Source organism: Bradyrhizobium campsiandrae (assembly GCF_014529705.1).
In the GTDB taxonomy this organism is placed as follows: domain Bacteria; phylum Pseudomonadota; class Alphaproteobacteria; order Rhizobiales; family Xanthobacteraceae; genus Bradyrhizobium; species Bradyrhizobium campsiandrae.
Genome location: NZ_JAANIH010000040.1, coordinates 1 through 17,592, shown reverse-complemented (window position 1 = coordinate 17,592; position 17,592 = coordinate 1). Strand labels below are relative to the sequence as shown.

Genomic DNA, 17,592 nt, shown 5'->3' with positions numbered 1-17,592 from the left:
TGGATTCCAGTCACTTGCGCTGACGGGACCTCAAGCTTTTGGCCGTTGAGAAGTACGGCATGTTTATCATCGTCGCTCACTAAGCTCTCCTATCGACGATTGAGGACCTCGTCGTCGGAGTAGCAGGTGCCAAGCCGAAGCGAGAGCCTTTGTCTGATGCGCTCGCTTTGCCATCCGCTACCAGCGAGTTGCACGTCCAAAGGACTTCCCAGGGGATGCCATCGATCTGTGCTGCCAGCTCTTCAAAATGCTTATGTGGTGCCCCTTCTGGAGGAAGAATGCTGGACACCCTCCGTTTCAGCTCGTCATCCTTCCATCGCGGGGATTCAAAGCCGTCGCACCAAATGAGATCGTCCCTCCATAAAATGAAGTGAGCTCTGCAGCCGCTTTCGCGCCAGACCGACGGGTAGAGTGTCATTCCCCCATCTCGCTCGAACAGCCTCCACGCCGGGCCGGTGCGAGGATCGAGGTTGACGCTAATAACTTCGCCACACCCGTCAGGACACCTGATAGCGATTGACCTGAGACCTCCCCTCCAGACGAGCGCAGCGTCGCCAGCGTTCGGGATGATATCTACGGCGTCGGAATGCCGTTCAGCTCGCCCGCGCATTGTTATCGTTTTAGCTCTACCCATTGCGCCTCACGGGCAGAGGTTGGGTGTCGCCGGCGCCGGCCGCCGAATTGGGGCCGCAAAACACGCAGTTCGGATCCTTTTGGGCAACCACAGAAGCCAAGCGCTGGCGATTGCCGTCGTAGACCAGATAGCGGGCAGGCGCGTCCAGGCCGGTAATAATGGATAGAAACATGGTCACCGCGGCCGATGCTACCGTCGAATTGATGCTTATAACAGCGGGTTGCACCACCCCTGAGCGGCCCAGAAAGTAGGGGTCGGCCTTTTCCTGCTCCACAGTCATCATTTCCTCGCGGACTTGTCGGGAGTCCAGCTGGCCCAGACACCACAAGCACGGCTCTTGAGCCGTCAAGCCCTTCACATGTCCAGCGAAACGCACGGCAGCCCCTGTCGCATCGATCGCGACGCCCATATCGATCGCGGGAATGCCGTACTGGTAGCTGACCTGATTGATTAAGTGACGGCTTGCGTGAGAATCGGTGCAGCAGAAGATGAAATCGACAGCAGTCAGCTCCTTGGCGATCGCTTCGTCCACGACGTCGGCTACCAAGCTCTGAACTGTAGCGTCGGGCCGCAACGAATGGATGAGTCGTTGTGCGACCGCGACCTTCGCGTTTCCGATATCGCGCGGAGTGGCACCCACGGTCCTGTTCAAGTTGGTGCGCTCCACGGTATCGGGATCGATTAGCAGGAAGTTCCTGACCCCCAGATAGGCGAGCTGTTGGGTGACGACTGAGCCAGTGCCGCCAGTGCCAACCACAGCAACGCGAAGCCGCTCCAGCTTGACCTGGCCGTCCGAACCAAAAGCTCGGATCTGTCTGTCATAATCAGTCCCAGCGTCGTCTTGACCCACGGTTACGATCTCCTGCGAGCCCAATACGCGCGCTGCGTGCGATTCCTTCGCAAACAGCAATGCGCAATGAGGGACTGAAGGGCTGCGCCTATTCGCATATTCCGCCAATGCCACCTCGGCATTGTCGTCAACCGGCGAGAAGGTAGCAGACGCAGTCTGGTGCGGATGCGTATGGCAGTATACCAGCGACCAGCCTTTCAGGCTCGCCTTCTTCTCAATCGGGAGGCCAAAAGTGGGGTTTAGCCGAATTGAGACCGCTGTCCTCACCTCGTACTGGTCGTCTGGCACGACATGCATTTCGCGAACCGCCAAGCGCCAGTCCTCGCCCAATTTATCCGGTTCGCACAGCAGGATCGCGGCTGATTCCAGCGTGGTGTGCCAAATGTCATGGCGTAAGCGCTCGAAGTCACCGGGGCCAAAGACCAACTGGATCATTGCGGCTGCCTGAAACGGTCCAGGATGATAGACACGTAAGTCATCAGGTCATCCCGATTGGGATTCCAGTTGTTCTGCGCTTCGACGACGTGCCACGAGAACCAGCGACCGACGATCTGAGTTTCCGGAATATTGGTCACGTTGCTCGCCTGCGGCGGAACGCCTGAGGAGAGTACCAATCCCTGATCCGCCCAGAAGCAATCCGGCGCGGGGCCCGGATAGCCGACTGGCACCAAGAAATGGATCGCGGTGCGCGCTGCTGACCAGCCAGCGGGTAACGCTACGTCCGGAATGCTCAACAATCCTGCGCCCGAAGGTAGCGGTTGCAAGGATGCGGTGGGATAGCGTTCCCGGACCCTCTCAAATTGACGTTGCGTAACCTGCGAGAGCATTAGCCGGCTCCGAAGGTCGTCGGCGGTTTAGAAAAGAAATGCTTAGCAGGATGTGCTTCATCGACTTCCAGAGATACGGTCTGGTTATCGTTGATGGCTTGGTCCTCGTGGCCACCCTGGCCCTCTTCAATTAAGACATGGGTTAGGTCGAACGACGTGTCGACGGCCTTGATCATCGCCTTTATCTGGGCGCCCGTGGCGCTTGCCGTCGGCGAGACGATTTTGTGCTTCATATAGTAGAAGAAGTGACGTTCGCGCTCCAGCTCCAACTTGATGTTGCTCGCGTCGCCCGCAATTGAACCGATCGTCGCGCTCGGATCGACCAGCGGTCGGCGGCCGTGGAAGAGGACGTAAGTGAGCAGCTGCCCCTTATCGTCCACACCTTCCTTGAGGCTGAAGGCGGCAAGCACCCTGCTCTTCAGGGCGCCAACGATCTCGTCCCGATTTGCGGCATGGTCTTCGAGTTTGTCCCCAGTCGGAGGGTACTCGACCGAGATGTTGATCTTAGCACCGTGGCTCATCAGCCTGGTCTCCTTTGTCTGGCGCTGTTCAGCGCCCGGTGATGGGAACATGGCAGGTTTTGCGCTCAAGTCAATAAAATCTGTTACGCAATAGGTAACGACTTTATAAAAAAATGTTTGTGGTCAGTAGTGTTCCTCCCTTGCGGAAGCTCCGGGAAAGTGTTTCCTATTGCTAAACGAATCACCGGGGCTATCTTGTTGATAATGTTCGGAAGCGCTGCCGAGCAGCGTCTTTTCTCTTCTGCAGAGCTGCTTGACCGGCGCTTTGGGCCCAAGCTTTCAAACAATATAAAGATGCGGCTGCTGCTGCTTAGGGCCGCAACGAACCTGGCAATGGTTCCGACTTGCCAGCCGTACAGCTTAAAAAAGCTTCCCCACGGCGAATACACGCTGGATCTGCTGCCTCCGAAAATTCTCCGCTTTACGGCGGATGCTGGCCGATCTTCGCAACAATCCAAGATCAAAGCCGTGAAGATCCTAGGCGTCGAATGACGCCAAAGACAGCAAACGGGAGAAATTAATGGCGCAAGAGCAGCACATATTCGAGCCAGACTATGCTGTCCGTCCAGGTGCTTTTCTGGAAGAGAGCTTGGAGGCGATGGGAATCTCGGCGAGAGAACTTGCTCGCCGATGCGGACGATCAGCAAAGCTGATCGTGGAAATACTCTCAGGCAAAGCGCCGGTTGAGCCAGAGACCGCATTGCAGTTCGAAAAAGTGACGGACGTAAGTGCAGCGATTTGGCTCAACTTGGAATCCGAGTACAGACTTCATCTTGCGCGTCAGTCCGAAGATCGCAAGCTGTCCGACAGCTTCGCTTGGGCTAGGGAGTTTCCTCTTCGAGAAATGCAAGAAAGAGGCATCATCGAACAGTCAAAGGACAATGCCGACACAGTACGGAAATTGCTCAAGTTCTTTGGGGTAGCTGGAATAGATGCGTGTGAGGCATCGTTCGCGTCCTATTCCATTGCTTTTCGTCATTCGCCCTCCTTCCAAACTGACAATAAGTCTTTGTATTCGTGGCTTCGCCTTGGAGAGATCCAGGCAGAGGCGATAGTGTGCAAAGATTATGATCGCGCGACATTCTTGAAATCGCTTTCCAAGATCAGAACCTTGACGTCGAAGAGCGTTGATGAGGTCTTGCCTGAAATCGAGAGTATTTGCGCGCGTGCTGGCGTAGCTTTTGTATTAACGCGTCCAATCGGAAAAATGTCGCTAAGCGGCATCTCTCGCTGGCTTTCCCCCCGAAAGGCTTTGATCCAGCAGACGATGCGGCACAAAGCCAACGACCACTTCTGGTTCACCTTCTTCCATGAGGCAGCGCACATCATTCTTCATAGCCGAAAGATGGTTTTCGTAGTTAAGCCAGATACAGCAGACGAGGACGAAGCCAACAAATGGGCGGCCGAGTTTTTGATCCCCGCGGCTGAGTTAGCGAAGTTCGTTCGCGCCGGAGACTTCTCTGAAGAGGCAGTTTTGGATTTCGCGGGCGTGCAAGGGATCGCTGCGGGCATTGTCGTAGGGCAGTTACAAAAGAGAGATCATCTCACCTATAGGCAATTGAACCATCTCAAGCAGCGGTTCGAGTGGGGGGAGTGACGCCGGCCATTTGAGATGGTTGGGCTGGCGCCCAGGAGCGGATTGCGAAGACTTTGCTGATTCCGTGAAGATCGCGCCATTTCCCGTTGTCTAGGGAGCGAGATCTTTCAACAGAGGAGTTACTTACTTCTCGAGGTGTTGTATTACCGTATCCGTAGTTCGCTTCGTATGCGAAAAAAGCTCTATTTAGGCGCTATTTGCATATGTCAGAGCGGATTGTCACGTTCGCATATTGTAGAATGGACAAAAATAGCCTATTTTAGCATATGATGCTAGATGCGCGTTCCAGCCTTGTAAGCTACCTTGATGACCTTCAGGCGGAGGGGCGGATTACGTTCACGCGGGACGAAGCCGTAGGTGCTCTCGGAATTACGGAGGGAGCTTTCTTAAAGAGCTCCGCACGGCTGCAGAAGCGTCACAAGCTGTTTAATCCACGCCAAGGCTTCTACGTTGTGGTGCCGCCGCAGTTCTTATCTTGGCAGGCTCCTCCGCCGGCTTGGTACATCGATCAGCTCATGCAGCACGAAGGCAGACCATATTACGTGGGCCTGCTGAAGGCCGCGGAGCTTCACGGTGCGACCCATCACGCCGTTATGGAATTTCAGATCGTAACGGATCGGCAAATACGAAGAATCCGAGCGGGACGATCTTGGATCACATTCCACTTCCGCAAAGACATGAAGCCTATTCTAGCCGGAATAGACGAGCGTAAAACCGATACCGGCAAAATGAAGCTATCGTCTCCAGAGCTCACCGCTCTAGACTTAGTTCGCTACATCCACGTGGCTGGCGGGATGGATGCCGTTGCAACGATCCTGAGAGATCTAGGCAACAAAGTCGACGGACATAGGCTCGCCGACCTAGCACCGCACTTTGACCGGGCATGTGTACAACGTCTCGGCTATTTGCTTGATCGACTAGGCCATAACGAACGAGCAAAAGCGATCTACGACCAGTTGCACGAAACTAATTTCGTGCCATGGGTGGCTTTAGAGCCAATGAGGCGCGATGGTGTGGCGACCCCATCAGCTGCGCCGGCGGAGCGCAATGAGCGTTGGCGGGTTTTAGTCCAACGCGAACCCGAGGTCGATGAATGATTCCCAACCAGAACATCGTCGCGTGGTCAAAAGTGGCTCCTTGGGCGGAGCTCCGGCAGGTAGAGCAGGACCTCATTATTGCGCGTGCGCTAGTTCTACTCTTCGGCGATCCCTTCTTGTGCGAAGAATTGCGATTTCGTGGAGGTACCGCCCTTAACAAATTGCACTTTCCTAAGCCCCTTCGCTACTCCGAGGATATCGATCTCGCGCGCACGAAAGAGGGGGCTTCGAAACCTATATGGGACCACATCCACGACGTGCTGGATCCTTGGCTTGGAGAGCCTGAATATTTTCGCAGTAAGACCGCTCCGGCGCTCCGCTACACTGTTGCCGCGGAAGATGGCTCTGCGAATATCCGTCTCAAGATTGAGGTAAACGAAGTCGAGATCGTAGCTCTCGACCCTCCAAAATCGCTTCCTTTCAAGGTGGACAATCCTTGGTTCTCTGGCGCTGCCAATATTCCAACGTTTTCAACTGAGGAGATTTTGTCAACGAAGCTCCGTGCACTCCTCCAGCGCAACAAGGGACGCGATCTCGTAGATCTTGCGCATGCCTTGGATGTATTCCCTGATCTCAATGCGCAACGAACGGTCGATATGTTTGTCGAGTACACTAAGCAAAAGCCTATCCCGCGTTGGGAAGCGGAGAAGCGGATGTTCGAGAAGATCGATCATCGCGGCTTTCTCTCGGATGTTCGCCCACTATTGACGGCGGAAGAACAGGAGAGCTTTGACGACGTTGCTGCCAAGCGGGCATTCAAGCGCGTGTTCGACGGGTTCATCAGCAAGATTCCTGGCAAGGCCTGGGCTACAACGCCGGAGCTGCTCAAGAAGCACGGATTGGACACCTAGGGGCGTACGTAGAGCTTTTTGAGCGCACCTAGGCCCGCAGGTCAATGAAGTGCCCCCGCAACCAGGCGCCGAAGTAATCCATAAGGGCTGCAATGTCGGATACGTAAGTGATGACAGTCCGCAGTATCAGCCCGAAATCTGAGGTGCGTTCCCGGACAAGTCGTTCCAATACGAGGCCAGTCACAGCTTCCCGATAAGAGTGTGTCGATTGGCGATCCCAAATATGCCGCAAGAACTCAATGACAACGCGGATGTGAGAGGCGGGATCTGCCACAGCACCGCCTATCATCTTTGAGACCTGCTTGGAATAATAGCCCGGACATTCACCGGCCTCTGCATCAATGGTGGAGGCGCGGATGAGAGCGGCGCTCGAGATTCCGAGATAGCTGTGCCCGGCACCAATCAGGTGTGCGGTCCATTTTACATAAGTATCGAAGTCGATCTTCTTTTTCTCGCATGCAACCATGAAAACCGGTTGCAGCCACGTACTTCTATCAAAGCCGAAGACCCTGCCGAAGTCTCGGGTGGGAAGATCGTCCGATACAAACAGCAGCTGCTTCTGCATAGAGAGAATGAGGCTATCGAAGATTGCCACGGGGCTTTCGCGAAGATTATCCCGCAGGGCTCCTGGGATGTTCTCTGGTACAATCAGAGGGCATATGGTTGCGTTAGTTCGAACCCAACTAATAGCCCCATCGATATCATTCAGCCAAGATTGAACGACGTCAGGGGACGCCTCTGTGACCGCGATCTTTCCACCGTTGTACTGGGCGCTCCTGACGCCGCTCGTTGAAGAAAGATTTATGCGCTCGCGCCGCGCTTGGAGTTGATCCATAGTTCTACGCGCGACATAGATCTCGCCGCACGTTTCCCTCAACGCATCGAGTGAGCCGAGGCGCCAACATGTCCACAGCGCGAGAATATCGAGAACGCAGCCAGATCCACGGTTAGACGCAATCGATCTAACGGCGGCACGCCTCTCATCCTGTGCGCCGTGTGCGACCTTTAAGGTCAGCTCCTGAGCAGCCAGCCCCTCGGCGGCGTCAATTATGTCGCTTCCGACCTTGTGGGCCAAAATAGCCAGCGGCACTGGCGCATTGCGGTAGATTTCTTGCTCCTGCTCTATCCAGTCGTGTCTGGCTTTTAGCTCCTCAATAAGGGGAGCCAAGCCATCTGGCGTGGACACATCAACCGAGACAGATCTGATCGCGCCCGTGCTCGGAAATCGAACCTCATGCTTTGAAAGCACAAACTGGTATCTGGCTATATATTTATGCCTGATCGCACGGATCGTGCCAGATTTGCCGCTTCTCGGATCGGTAAACGTGTCCTCCACGCCGAGCCCCGTGATCGCTTGGATCAAAAGATGCTCCGGCTCCCAGGCATCGATGTCGAGACGCCGCAAGAGATTGTCAGGCTCGACTATGAGAAACTGGTGTTCATGATCCTCGTATTCAATGTCTACAGCTGCGTTGTTGCCAACAACCTTGCAATCCCAAGGCCTTTCGCCAGCTTCCGCCGTCGTCCCTTCTCTGGTTATGAGACCAGAAAAACAAAGCCATGCCTGAGACCTTTCCTTGTTCTCTAGAAAGAGGCGATAGGCGTACGCCACCGCGCGATCCATATGGCCGAAGTGCCCGAGGAGAGAAGCAACGCGGAATTTGTCGCCCAACGTGCGGAAGTTGAGGCGCTCGATTGGACGCTCAAGTTCGGGCAATAGTCCATTGATGTCGTCGGATCGGAGCAACAGCTCGATCCTAAGCAGCCTGGCGGGAGGATTGTCCGGGTGCTCGGCCAACAAGATGTCGATCGCGCGTCTACATTCGACCAAATCACCCATGTTCCAAGAATGAGTGGCCGATAGCCAAAGAATATCGGGATCTTGCGCGACTGACCGGTCGGCAGTTGCTAGTGCTTTTCGAAATGCCTCGTCGCGACGAGCGTCAACGAGACACTCGAGAAAGAGACGAGTAGCCGGATTTAGGAAACCTAGATCCGCAAAAGGCTCAAGAAGTTTGGCCGCATCGGCGGGAAGCCCTTGATTGCGCATCTCCTCAGCAAGTAGGTAGCGCGACAGACTATTGGCCAGAGCAAAGTCTGCTTCGGCCAATTTGCGCAGCCGGTCGTGCCTTTCTTCTTCGTCTGTACCGAGCCGTGCATCTCGACGGAGCTGGAGCAGCTCTGCAAGCAACCTCCCCTCGGGGAGGCTCCTCAAACCCTCCATGGCGATGTTTACACGCTCGTAATCGCCAACCTTGAGCGCCAAGTCACCCAGAATCCTCCATTTATGCTCTGCCAGCTCCGGAGAGCCAGTCTCGTCTACGCTTTCGACGTGTTTGACCGCCTCTTTTGCGTCTCGCCGAGCGACCATCTCTGCGGCGAGCAATTGGTTTTCTGGATCCGGATCGTTACGTAAGGTTGTCTCGGCATCTTCGAAGCGGTCTTGCGCCGCTTGGGACAAGGCCAGAAGCCGCTTTAGCTGAGGGTTGCCCGGCAAAAAGGGCAACGCGCGAGTGAGGAGAGACTCGCAGTCCGCTTGGCGGCCCGACAGTCTGAGCAGCACAGCCGCGTTATTAACGTAAGCGAGCAGGTCGTACTGGTCCGCAAAAGCGTTCGTCAGGCAACTTTCTGCCATCTCCAGCATGTTCGTAGCGGCTAGAGCGATGTCCTCACGCGTTACGGCCCCTGGTTTTCCGACAAAAGCTTCCTGTCCCAATGCTAAGTCAAGCACAGCGATCGCATCGACTCGCTTGAACTCCGGCTCGTTCAAATGGTTGCGGGCAAGCGCTCGCGTCCTGCTGGCCCATCCAGGGGAATTCCGCTTTCGCAGAAATTCCAGAAGGCCCATGTCCGCATGAACAGTGCCGACGAGATCGGGAGGGATCAAACTCTCAGGATCGCCGTCCCAGGACGATCGAGCAGCTGCCTGCAGTAGATAAGAGATGGCCTGATCGGATCGAGGCGTCGAGGCAAGAGCGGCCCTCGCCAGGACCATTCCTTCGTCGTATCGACCTTGTATTGTTCTGGCCAGCGCAAGGTTGGCTACCGCATTACAATCGGTAGGCCGAATTTCATAGGCTTTCTCAAAATGGGTAGCCGCTTCTTCGTGTCGACCCAGCCCAAGCGCGATTGATCCCAGATTAGTCTCCATCCGAAAGCGCGCCCACGGCTTGCCAGAGAGATCCTCTTTGGCTTGGATGTCGAGGAGCCCCTGCTTAGCGGGCAAAAACAGGTTATTGTCGCGAAACAGATCACGCAAAACGTCAATCTTGGCATGAAGCGCAGGATCTTCAACGCTGTTCGAAGGCGCCTTGACGTCGGCGGGCAAGGCTGGACGATCTTGCAATTGAAGGCGAGCGGCGAGGCCCTCTATGATTGACGAAACGGCGTCGGGATGGAGCTTAGTTGCTGACTGAACTGCCGATGTCGCGACCGCGCTGGGAAAAAAGAATGCATAGGCTTTCGGATGTTGAGCAATCTTCAGCTCAAGGTCTGACCAAGAATAAAGCGCGACTTTGAGATCATATCCCTCCGCCCGCAACTCGCGTTCAACCTCGACAGCAGCGTCCGTTGCCTTGGTATCGCTAGGGCAAGTGGTTGCGAATATGATCTCCTTGAGGCCAGCCTCGATTTCGAGTGTAGCTCGACAGTCCGCGAGAAGTTTCTTCTTTTTGAGAGGCTTTGAATAGCAGCGACACTGAATGCCAACGTAGTGATCGGGATTTCCATCGCGGCGGCCGAGAACATCGATCCCAAGCTGCTTTTGACCGTTTCGGCCGTATTCCTGCGCGTGAGGATCTCGTAGCTCGGACTGAAATAAAATCACGCAGCCGCGCTGAAGCGCCTGCCAATCCTTTGGAATTGGGATTTGCTGTGCTGCTCGGATACTAAAGTCTGGGCCAGGGTAAAGTGCCTGCCCGTCATTGAGATCTGGTTGCGCGGGATTGCCTTGCCGTGTGTCAGTCATCGCATTCAGGCTTCATAAGCCGCATCGCGGCTTTGATTCATGTTTCGTTCGATAAACCAATTTGCGGCGAGCATGAACTCGCCACAAACCCGCAAACAGGCCGAAACCGTTTTACGCAGTAGCTAACAATGTTCTCGCCGGGAGTCTGGCCTTTATTGCACTAGCAGCAGTCAATAGATTTGGTGCTTCAGCGATCAAGCACAGCGCCTCTCTATTTGGCTTTAATGTGCTCTAGCGGCCAATGAAGCGTCGTTCGCGCAACGCCATTGTCGTAGCCCCCGAAATCAACACGAGCTCCGAATTGGCTAACGTAAGCATTGCAACGCGCGAACGCATTTGGCCACGCGTGCAAATTGGCCATACCCATGTGCTTTGTTTCAAGCAGAACCGCAACCCCATCGGCATCGGTCGTCGTCCGAATTCCGACGCTTGCGCCTGAAGGAACGGCGTTGATCACTTCGGCAACGGTTGTCTGAAGAGCGGCCTTAAAGGCATACCCGTCAGCTAAAACCAGGTGGTCTTCACTTGGATCGACGAATATCGTGTATCCGTTCTTTCTCGAAGAGACAGTAAAGTTGTTGGCAATTTCTTTGGCGACCGAGTTAGGATAAAAAGGAGCTGCTACTTGTACATGCATATCCGCGTCTGCGACCGCAATCATTCCACCCAGAACATTCTTAAGATGGTTCGAGTTAGTGATGATCGCGGAAAGATAGTCTTTATCTGACCCCTTCAGACTAGTGCTTGCACTTAGCATGTGAGCAATTGCCGCGATCGATCTGACCGGCGTCATGACGTCAGGTGTCATCTCCTGCATCATGCAGGCAAGACCAAGACCATAGGAAGCAGAAGATCCAGAATACTGAGGAGACCGAGCGGAAGTTTTTAAGGCAGCAGTCTTGGCTCTAAGATCCGATAGTTCGCTAGATAGCGCACGCTCTCTCTTCTTCAACTCGTCAATCTTACGCTTGTAAGCTGTGACGTCGAAAGCAAGCCAATAGGTGTGATTGCCGTCTTCCTTCTCAATCAGCCGTCGCGTGCACCCGTCGATACTTGTGATCTCATTGAGCTCAAAATCAGAGTTCTGAATTTTGGCCGCGAGAATTTCGCGCAGGGCCGTCACCGGCATCTTCTGCAGCTGATCGACGGTGGCCTCCACTATCGATGCGAACGCAGCGTTGCATTTCACGAGGCCGTCCATCGAACTGACGATTGCCAAGGCACAATCTGGCTCGGTCCAAACAAACGGTGGCGTCTCGTCCAGGGCCGGTATGGGTGGCTTTCCGTGATCAGAAAGAACTTTCCGACCCTCGTCTGTAATACGAATCGTTGCTTCACGACCGATGGGAATCCGATCAATTAACCTCGCCGCGGCGAGCTTCGAAAGGACGTGAGAGAAATTGGAGTCTCTCAGACCGATCTCTTTCAAAAGTTCGGCGCGCGAGCTCTCCCCCTTACGCTTCTGCAGCAGGTTGAGAACCGATCGATGGTGCTTTCCGAGCTTGATCTTTTCAAACTCGTCGGCCGCGTTGCCAGATTTTTCCAAGAAATCCGCAAGCGTCGTCAGCCTCTCGGCTATTGTCGATTTGCGCACCCGCAAAAGCTGCCGCACGCGCAGGATGAGGTCCGCCCAACGATCAAGATGGGGCCCTTTGTCTCCACTCGCGACGAACGTCCAGACCGCGTTCCGGAATGCCGAGTAAACAGCTTCGTCCGTGGATGCAGTGTCTTCGGAGGCCCTGGATAGGGCTGCGACGGTATCTCGTAACCGCGGGAAAATTTCGTCAGGATTGGCTTGGGCGGTTGAAATCCCGTCCAGTAGCCGGTCCAGCTCGGTCGCTCCTGTTGCATAAGCCATTGTTATTACTCGATTTATCGAGGGGTAGCGTAATATAATGGTTGATACTTGAAGACGCTTTAATATGGGTACTCGTTCCGGACGTCCAGATGTAAAGTATCTTCAAATATTGTAAATCTCCCATGGATTTCGCTTCTCCAGGTCTTTGACCTGAATTGTCACGTCGTCGCACCTCGCTAGGACATAGCCTAAGGGCAGGTCACCCGTGGCGCCCTCCGAATAGAATTGCTGCACAACGAGGGTTCGCGTCTTCTGCTTGTCCATGTATTCCGCAGACCTTCTGACGTGGCCTGACATTGTTCGCTCGTTCCCGCATGAGGGGACCAGCACATAGTCCACATCGAGATCGGCGTAGGGCGGATCTTCGCTGGTGTTGCAAAAATCCAGGCAGATGCCGAATGCGAAGATCGCATCCGGCAGCACCAGGATCTGAAGCTCGTCGCCAAGCTGGATTGACTCGACCTCTTTTCCGTCACTGTACTGCAAGAGCTTCCGGTGCTGAGCGATCTCCTCTCCGTATCCGTTGAGAATCGAGCAGATGTTGAACCGCTGCTGGCCTACCTCGGCATGGCGAGAACCGGCCACCAGCAAGCTCAGATCGCAAACCCATTCACCCGTTCCGATACCGTTGCAGATCTCAAGCAGCGTACTGCTCGTTATCGTCAGCTCCGGATAGACAATGCCGTGGCAATCCGAGCTTGATGCGACAGCAATGTGCCCTCGAATGGTGGCAATTTGGTCTGGGATACTCACGTCCCTTATGAAGAAGCCATCGGCATCGTGACCGACGTCAAACGTCATGTCTGCAAAGAGACCCGCCCCGAACGAGAGCTCTTTCCGCGCCGCAGCACGTTTCCGCCCGCGCGGATCGTCGGGCAACAAGAGCTTGACGCGGTAACCCTTAATCTCGCGCGGAAAGACCCTGGACGAGACAAGCCCTCGCCTACGGAAAGATTGCTTCGTCGCGGCGGTGCGGTGCCGCGGGTTCCTTAGGAGGATAAATGCTTCCGCTTCCCCGTACCTAGCTAGACATTGGTTCTCGTGGCGCACCGGCTCGTCGCCGGAGATTTCGTGAAGAGCTGCTTCTAGCGCCCTTATTCTGACCGCAAGAGCATAGAGGAGCTTAGTTCGCTCGGCGACTGATCCAACAGCCAGCGGTAGATTGGTGAAGAGCTCCTTAGCGGTGATGTCCCCGCCCGCTTTTGCCAAGTCCTCTTCCTTGAATTGTCGGAACAGGTCGCGGATCGATCCTGGAGATTGGTCGACGGTTAGCCATAACGCGTAAAGGGCGTTTCTCGTCGAGACGACATCTTCTCCGAACGACAGTTCAGCAAAAGCGATGGCCTGTTTTACGTCCGCTAGCCACTGTGCTTCTAGCAATTTGATATTTGACATCTAAACACGATAAGTTGTGTCGGGTCACGCCGGCAACCCGACCATGGTATTCATGGACAAAACGTCGTGCAAGGATTCGCGTCAAGAGGAGTTTCAAGCTGAGGTCAAGGATTCAACGCCTTTGCTATCGCGCTACGAAACTTCTCCTGCCAGAGCGACCGCGGCGCGAGCAAACACTGATCTTTATATTGCACGCAATTTGACGGTCGGCCCGAATCGTGACCGATCATCGTCTACTCCAGACAGAGATTGTCCATGCCGATTGCCGCCAACAGTATTGTCGCAGCCCTCGATAGCCGTCAGGTCGTACGAATTGAGGCAGTCCATCGCGGCTTCCTCTACCAGCATCTCTACACCGCTGCTTGTTTGTTCGGTGCAGCAAGAGTCGGTGCAACTAAAGTCGTAGTGGAGCATGACGAGGATGTCGAACTGCTAACCGCTGATCGACAAGTCTATCTCCAGATAAAGACCCGACAAGCCTCACTGGTGTTCAGCGATATTGACGATGCGGTGGACCGTTTCGCTGCGATACGGAAAGAGCACGAAGCCGGGCGCCGAAAGGGGCGTCCTTTCTTCGCAATTGTTGCAAACGTCTCGCCCGGTCCTCAGTTAAAAAGGCGATTTGCTGAGCCAGCGTGGCCAACGGATGTCGCAGTCATTTGGCCTGGCGGTCCCCCAGCGGTTGACAGCGGGCTTCCGGCTCCACAAGCCGACGTCAATTCCATGTTCGCAGCCTGCTGTGATCTCGCTCAATCGCTGCCATTCGCGATGCTGGCCCCGGAGACGCTTGTTTGGAAGCTTGCTGGGAGAATCATGCACGCTGCGGCGGGTCTCGCGCCGCACGCCGATCATAGCTTCGAGACGGCAGAGCTGCCGGGCGTTTTTGAGCAACTGGTCATTCAACTGCAGGATTTTCCTGCTCCCCCATTACGCTATCGTCCGCAGGACAATGAACCGCCGCTGATTTCCCCCGCTCGCGTCCGGCTAATCACCGGATTTTCCGGCGCAGGGAAGACTTCGTGGGTTTCTCAGACCGCACTTCATGCCACAGATGTCTTGGCGTATTTCAATGCAACTGAAGTCCCCAGCACGGCTCTTGTCTCGACCGTGGCGCGGGAGCTTGCAGCGCGCCTGTTCTCTAAGTCTGGCGGAAAGCTTGGAGAAATACTGTTTCCGGGCGCAACCAGCCCGCAGATACTATTCGCTATCAGCAAGAATCTGAGCGACAGTGATCTGCGCGCAACTGTCGTGATCGACAATGTTCATCGGGTCTCCCATGAAGATGTTCGTTCCTTAATCGAGCTGGCGCCCCACCTTCATTTTGTCTTGCTCGCGCAACCTGGGCCCGCAGTGGGAGCATTGCAGGCGACTCTCAATATCGTTCCCGAAAGTCTGGGCGGGTGGACGAATGAAACCATCGCCTCCGAAGGATCGTTTCTTGGATGCAGAGGGGACTACTCCGCATACCAAAGATTGCAGGTGCTGACTGCGGGCCTGCCGTTGTACGTCCAGAACGCGCTTCAAATTTCCGCAAATCATTATGACGGAGATGTCGCTCGGTTTTGTGACGAGCTGGAGGGGCGGACGCATGTCGTGGAAACTGCGCAAGAGCTGATCTTGTCGCGTGTCTTTGAGCAATTTGGAGATAGCGATCGTCGTGCGATCGGCGCTCTGAGCCTATTCGATGTGCCTCTGAGTCGATCCGAGGCTGTAACAGTCTTGAGCGACGCCTATAGCTTCAGCGAACGCAGTACGGCAACGCTCTTGCGAAAATTGCAGGCCGCTGGTGCCGCGCAAGTTTTTGGCGTTGACAACTTCAAAGTACACGACGCGATGAGACTGCTTGGGCGCTCCTACTTGGATGACCTTGGACCCGAGGAGCTTCGTGGAGCTCAACTAGCCATCAAGAATCTGCTCGTCGATCAGCTGCCTAAAAAGAACTCAATGCAGCGTGTTTCACTGATGCTCCGTATGTTCGCAGCTCTCGGAGACACAGAGCCGCTGATCGACATGGCGACGGACGAGTTGTTTCATGAGCTCGGCTATATGACAGAGATTGCCGCCTATCTAGAAAACCTCGCTGGATCCGCCGAGACGAAAGCCGTCGACCGCTTCTGGGCGCTGGACGGGTTGGCTTTCGCAGATTTCAAGAAGGGAGACCTCGCGCTTCTCGATCAGCGGCTCTCATTGATGGAGGAATTGATAGAAGGTAACAACTTGGGATCGCGAGAACGGCTGTCGCTCGCCATGAAGCGGGTCAACAACTATGCGAGAAACGGCGATTCAAGACGAGCTCACGAGGCGATGGAACATGTCATCAACACCGTCCCGGATGAGCCAGATTACCTGCGTATCGCCAAATACAATTTCGCTCGCGCCTTCTTTTCTCTAAAGGACTACTCGGGCTGTTCAAACATCACTAGCGCTCTGATTCCTGAGTATTTTGATCTGCTCGGAATTACTCCGGAGATGGTAATCGGAAACAATCCGGACAAACTAATGCCGCTGCTAAAGGACCGGGAAAGCCAGGCGGACGATCTCAAGCATTTAGCGGATACGCTTGATCTTCATGCTATGGCTCTCAATCGGATGGGAACGTTCTCTGGCCTTTCTCGCATTCACGCCATGAAGTTCTACTCCATGGCGAACGCGCTAGATTCCTTCGTTCGCGTTGGACAAGATCTTGCTGACGAATTTCTAAGCCGGTTTGACTACGATGGCGCCCTGGACGTGTTTGAGCGCAATTTGCTCCCGGCCATCCGCAGCAAGAACTTGATGGGGCATGTCATTCCGGTTCGGAGCCACTACGCAGTTGCGCTTGCTTATGCCGGGAAGTTCGCTGCCGCTGACACGGAGATGGCTCGTCTTATTCCCTACGAGCAGGGCCTCTCGCCGCAAGGCCGCAATGAGCTGCAAGCCCAGCGTGAAATAATCGCCGGTCTCAAATTGAAGGCGCCGCCTCCGCAGTGGCAATTTCCTCGTCCGACTGCAAAATATCCGGTTAATGCTAAGTGCTTCTGCGGGTCCGGCAAAAAATACAAAAAATGCCACGGACGCCAAGTGTAGAGTTACGCCATGCAATCGTCCTCAAACGACGCAAGATGCACCGGCGTCCTGAGCGGTTTGCCAGACTTGGCGCGCTTCCGCTCCCTATTTGGCTCAGAACGCGCGACTCGCAATTGTGACATCGTTTCGCAAGCTGATCAATTCGTATGCAGGGACAGAGCGTTATTCGCTTGAGATGACATCAGTAACTCTCGCCCAGTAAAAGACGTCACCGAGGTAGCGCATTGCTTGAATAGTGCCGACTTTAACTTGCGTTTTTGGCGTAAGCTGAGAAACCACGGAGCCATAGTATGCCTTGCCATCTTCGATTTCTGGGCATCGAGATCGAACATTTATGGCTGCTGCTTGGGGAGAAATACGCAATGGCTTATCGAAAAGCGTGAAAGTTCGTTCGGTTTCCCCGGCTGCTCGTTGCTGAACTTGCGAAAGGATGTCCCGGCCAAATGGGGCATCCGGATATCTCAATTGCTTCCTCGCCAATGCGGACCGCTTACCAAGGAAGATGCAGAGCCCAGTTGCCTGTCCAACAAGTTTTGCTAGATCGGAGCGAGCGGCCTCCGTCACGGGCCCTCCTTGATCACCCTTTATCCATTCGGTAAATTTTTGGATCGGAAGAGCCAACGCCTTCTTTGAAATTCCTCCTGTAACTTCCCTCATAACGACAATGGCCACAACGGCTCCCGTCTCGTCGAGCACGGGAGATCCGCTTTCGGTGGGCACAAGCTCGCCCTCGAGCTGTACGAGCTCAGGATCTACGTCATCTGTACGCATACGACGAAGACCGCCTGATTGACGGATGCGCGTAAGCGAGGCTTTTCTCCCATTTGATTGATGGGTTTCCGCTCGGTTTGTGCTCTGCGATTCTTGGCTGTTGAGGCAGCCAGGAGGAGACTGACGGATGGAACTATCGGGCGAGGAGTCCGAAGCTG

At 54.8% G+C, this 17,592-nt stretch carries 13 protein-coding genes; 5 read left to right on the top strand and 8 right to left on the bottom strand.

Annotation, left to right across the window (positions count from 1 at the left end; all coding sequences use genetic code 11):
• Positions 1–79: 79 nt before the first annotated feature.
• The 4 genes from G8O24_RS45670 to G8O24_RS26380 are packed head-to-tail and all read right to left on the bottom strand — an operon-like array spanning position 80 to position 2,832.
• Positions 80–610: a ubiquitination-like system serine protease family protein gene (locus G8O24_RS45670; RefSeq protein WP_368736616.1), complete on the bottom strand. Its 531-nt coding sequence runs from the start codon at positions 608–610 to the stop codon at positions 80–82.
• A 16-nt stretch (positions 611–626) separates the two neighbouring features.
• Positions 627–1,919 carry a HesA/MoeB/ThiF family protein gene (locus tag G8O24_RS26390; RefSeq protein ID WP_188104493.1) on the bottom strand — a complete coding sequence of 431 codons (1,293 nt, stop codon included), beginning with the start codon at positions 1,917–1,919 and terminating at the stop codon, positions 627–629.
• A complete protein-coding gene (locus G8O24_RS26385; protein WP_188104492.1) occupies positions 1,916–2,311 on the bottom strand; it encodes an E2/UBC family protein in 396 nt (131 codons plus the stop codon). Before G8O24_RS26385 ends, G8O24_RS26390 begins: the two co-directional genes overlap by 4 nt.
• On the bottom strand, positions 2,311–2,832 hold the full coding sequence (locus tag G8O24_RS26380) for a hypothetical protein (protein ID WP_188104490.1): 522 nt from the start codon (positions 2,830–2,832) through the stop codon (positions 2,311–2,313). The genes G8O24_RS26385 and G8O24_RS26380 overlap by 1 nt, the downstream gene beginning before the upstream one ends.
• A 159-nt stretch (positions 2,833–2,991) precedes the next feature.
• On the opposite strand from G8O24_RS26380, the gene G8O24_RS26375 reads away from it, so the two are divergent.
• From G8O24_RS26375 to G8O24_RS26360, 4 genes are all read left to right on the top strand, one after another.
• Positions 2,992–3,324 carry a hypothetical protein gene (locus tag G8O24_RS26375; RefSeq protein ID WP_188104488.1) on the top strand — a complete coding sequence of 111 codons (333 nt, stop codon included), beginning with the start codon at positions 2,992–2,994 and terminating at the stop codon, positions 3,322–3,324.
• Between the two features lie 28 nt (positions 3,325–3,352).
• Complete coding sequence (locus G8O24_RS26370) at positions 3,353–4,429, top strand: HigA family addiction module antitoxin (RefSeq protein WP_188104486.1); 1,077 nt, start codon at positions 3,353–3,355, stop codon at positions 4,427–4,429.
• Between the two features lie 269 nt (positions 4,430–4,698).
• Positions 4,699–5,526 (top strand): type IV toxin-antitoxin system AbiEi family antitoxin domain-containing protein, encoded by an 828-nt coding sequence (locus tag G8O24_RS26365; RefSeq protein WP_306666321.1) that lies wholly within the window; start codon positions 4,699–4,701, stop codon positions 5,524–5,526.
• The gene (locus G8O24_RS26360) at positions 5,523–6,377 is read left to right on the top strand and encodes a nucleotidyl transferase AbiEii/AbiGii toxin family protein (RefSeq protein ID WP_188104483.1); all 855 of its coding nucleotides are present in this window, start codon (positions 5,523–5,525) and stop codon (positions 6,375–6,377) included. The genes G8O24_RS26365 and G8O24_RS26360 overlap by 4 nt, the downstream gene beginning before the upstream one ends.
• 28 nt (positions 6,378–6,405) lie before the next feature.
• Here G8O24_RS26360 and G8O24_RS26355 read toward each other — a convergent pair whose 3' ends face one another.
• The 3 genes from G8O24_RS26355 to G8O24_RS26345 all read right to left on the bottom strand — a co-directional run bounded on the left by G8O24_RS26355 (position 6,406) and on the right by G8O24_RS26345 (position 13,597).
• Positions 6,406–10,344, bottom strand: coding sequence for a PIN domain-containing protein (locus G8O24_RS26355; RefSeq protein WP_188104481.1), 3,939 nt, complete (start codon positions 10,342–10,344; stop codon positions 6,406–6,408).
• A 211-nt stretch (positions 10,345–10,555) separates the two neighbouring features.
• Positions 10,556–12,202, bottom strand: coding sequence for a winged helix DNA-binding protein (locus G8O24_RS26350; protein ID WP_188104479.1), 1,647 nt, complete (start codon positions 12,200–12,202; stop codon positions 10,556–10,558).
• Positions 12,203–12,304: 102 nt separating this feature from the next.
• Positions 12,305–13,597, bottom strand: coding sequence for a carbon-nitrogen hydrolase family protein (locus tag G8O24_RS26345; RefSeq protein ID WP_188104477.1), 1,293 nt, complete (start codon positions 13,595–13,597; stop codon positions 12,305–12,307).
• A gap of 255 nt (positions 13,598–13,852) precedes the next feature.
• Here G8O24_RS26345 and G8O24_RS26340 point away from each other — a divergent pair, with 255 nt between their 5' ends.
• Positions 13,853–16,663 carry an SEC-C metal-binding domain-containing protein gene (locus tag G8O24_RS26340; RefSeq protein WP_188104475.1) on the top strand — a complete coding sequence of 937 codons (2,811 nt, stop codon included), beginning with the start codon at positions 13,853–13,855 and terminating at the stop codon, positions 16,661–16,663.
• A 162-nt stretch (positions 16,664–16,825) separates the two neighbouring features.
• Here G8O24_RS26340 and G8O24_RS26335 read toward each other — a convergent pair.
• The coding region (locus G8O24_RS26335) for a S1 family serine peptidase (RefSeq protein WP_210324910.1) at positions 16,826–17,592 on the bottom strand (767 nt) is incomplete at its 5' end.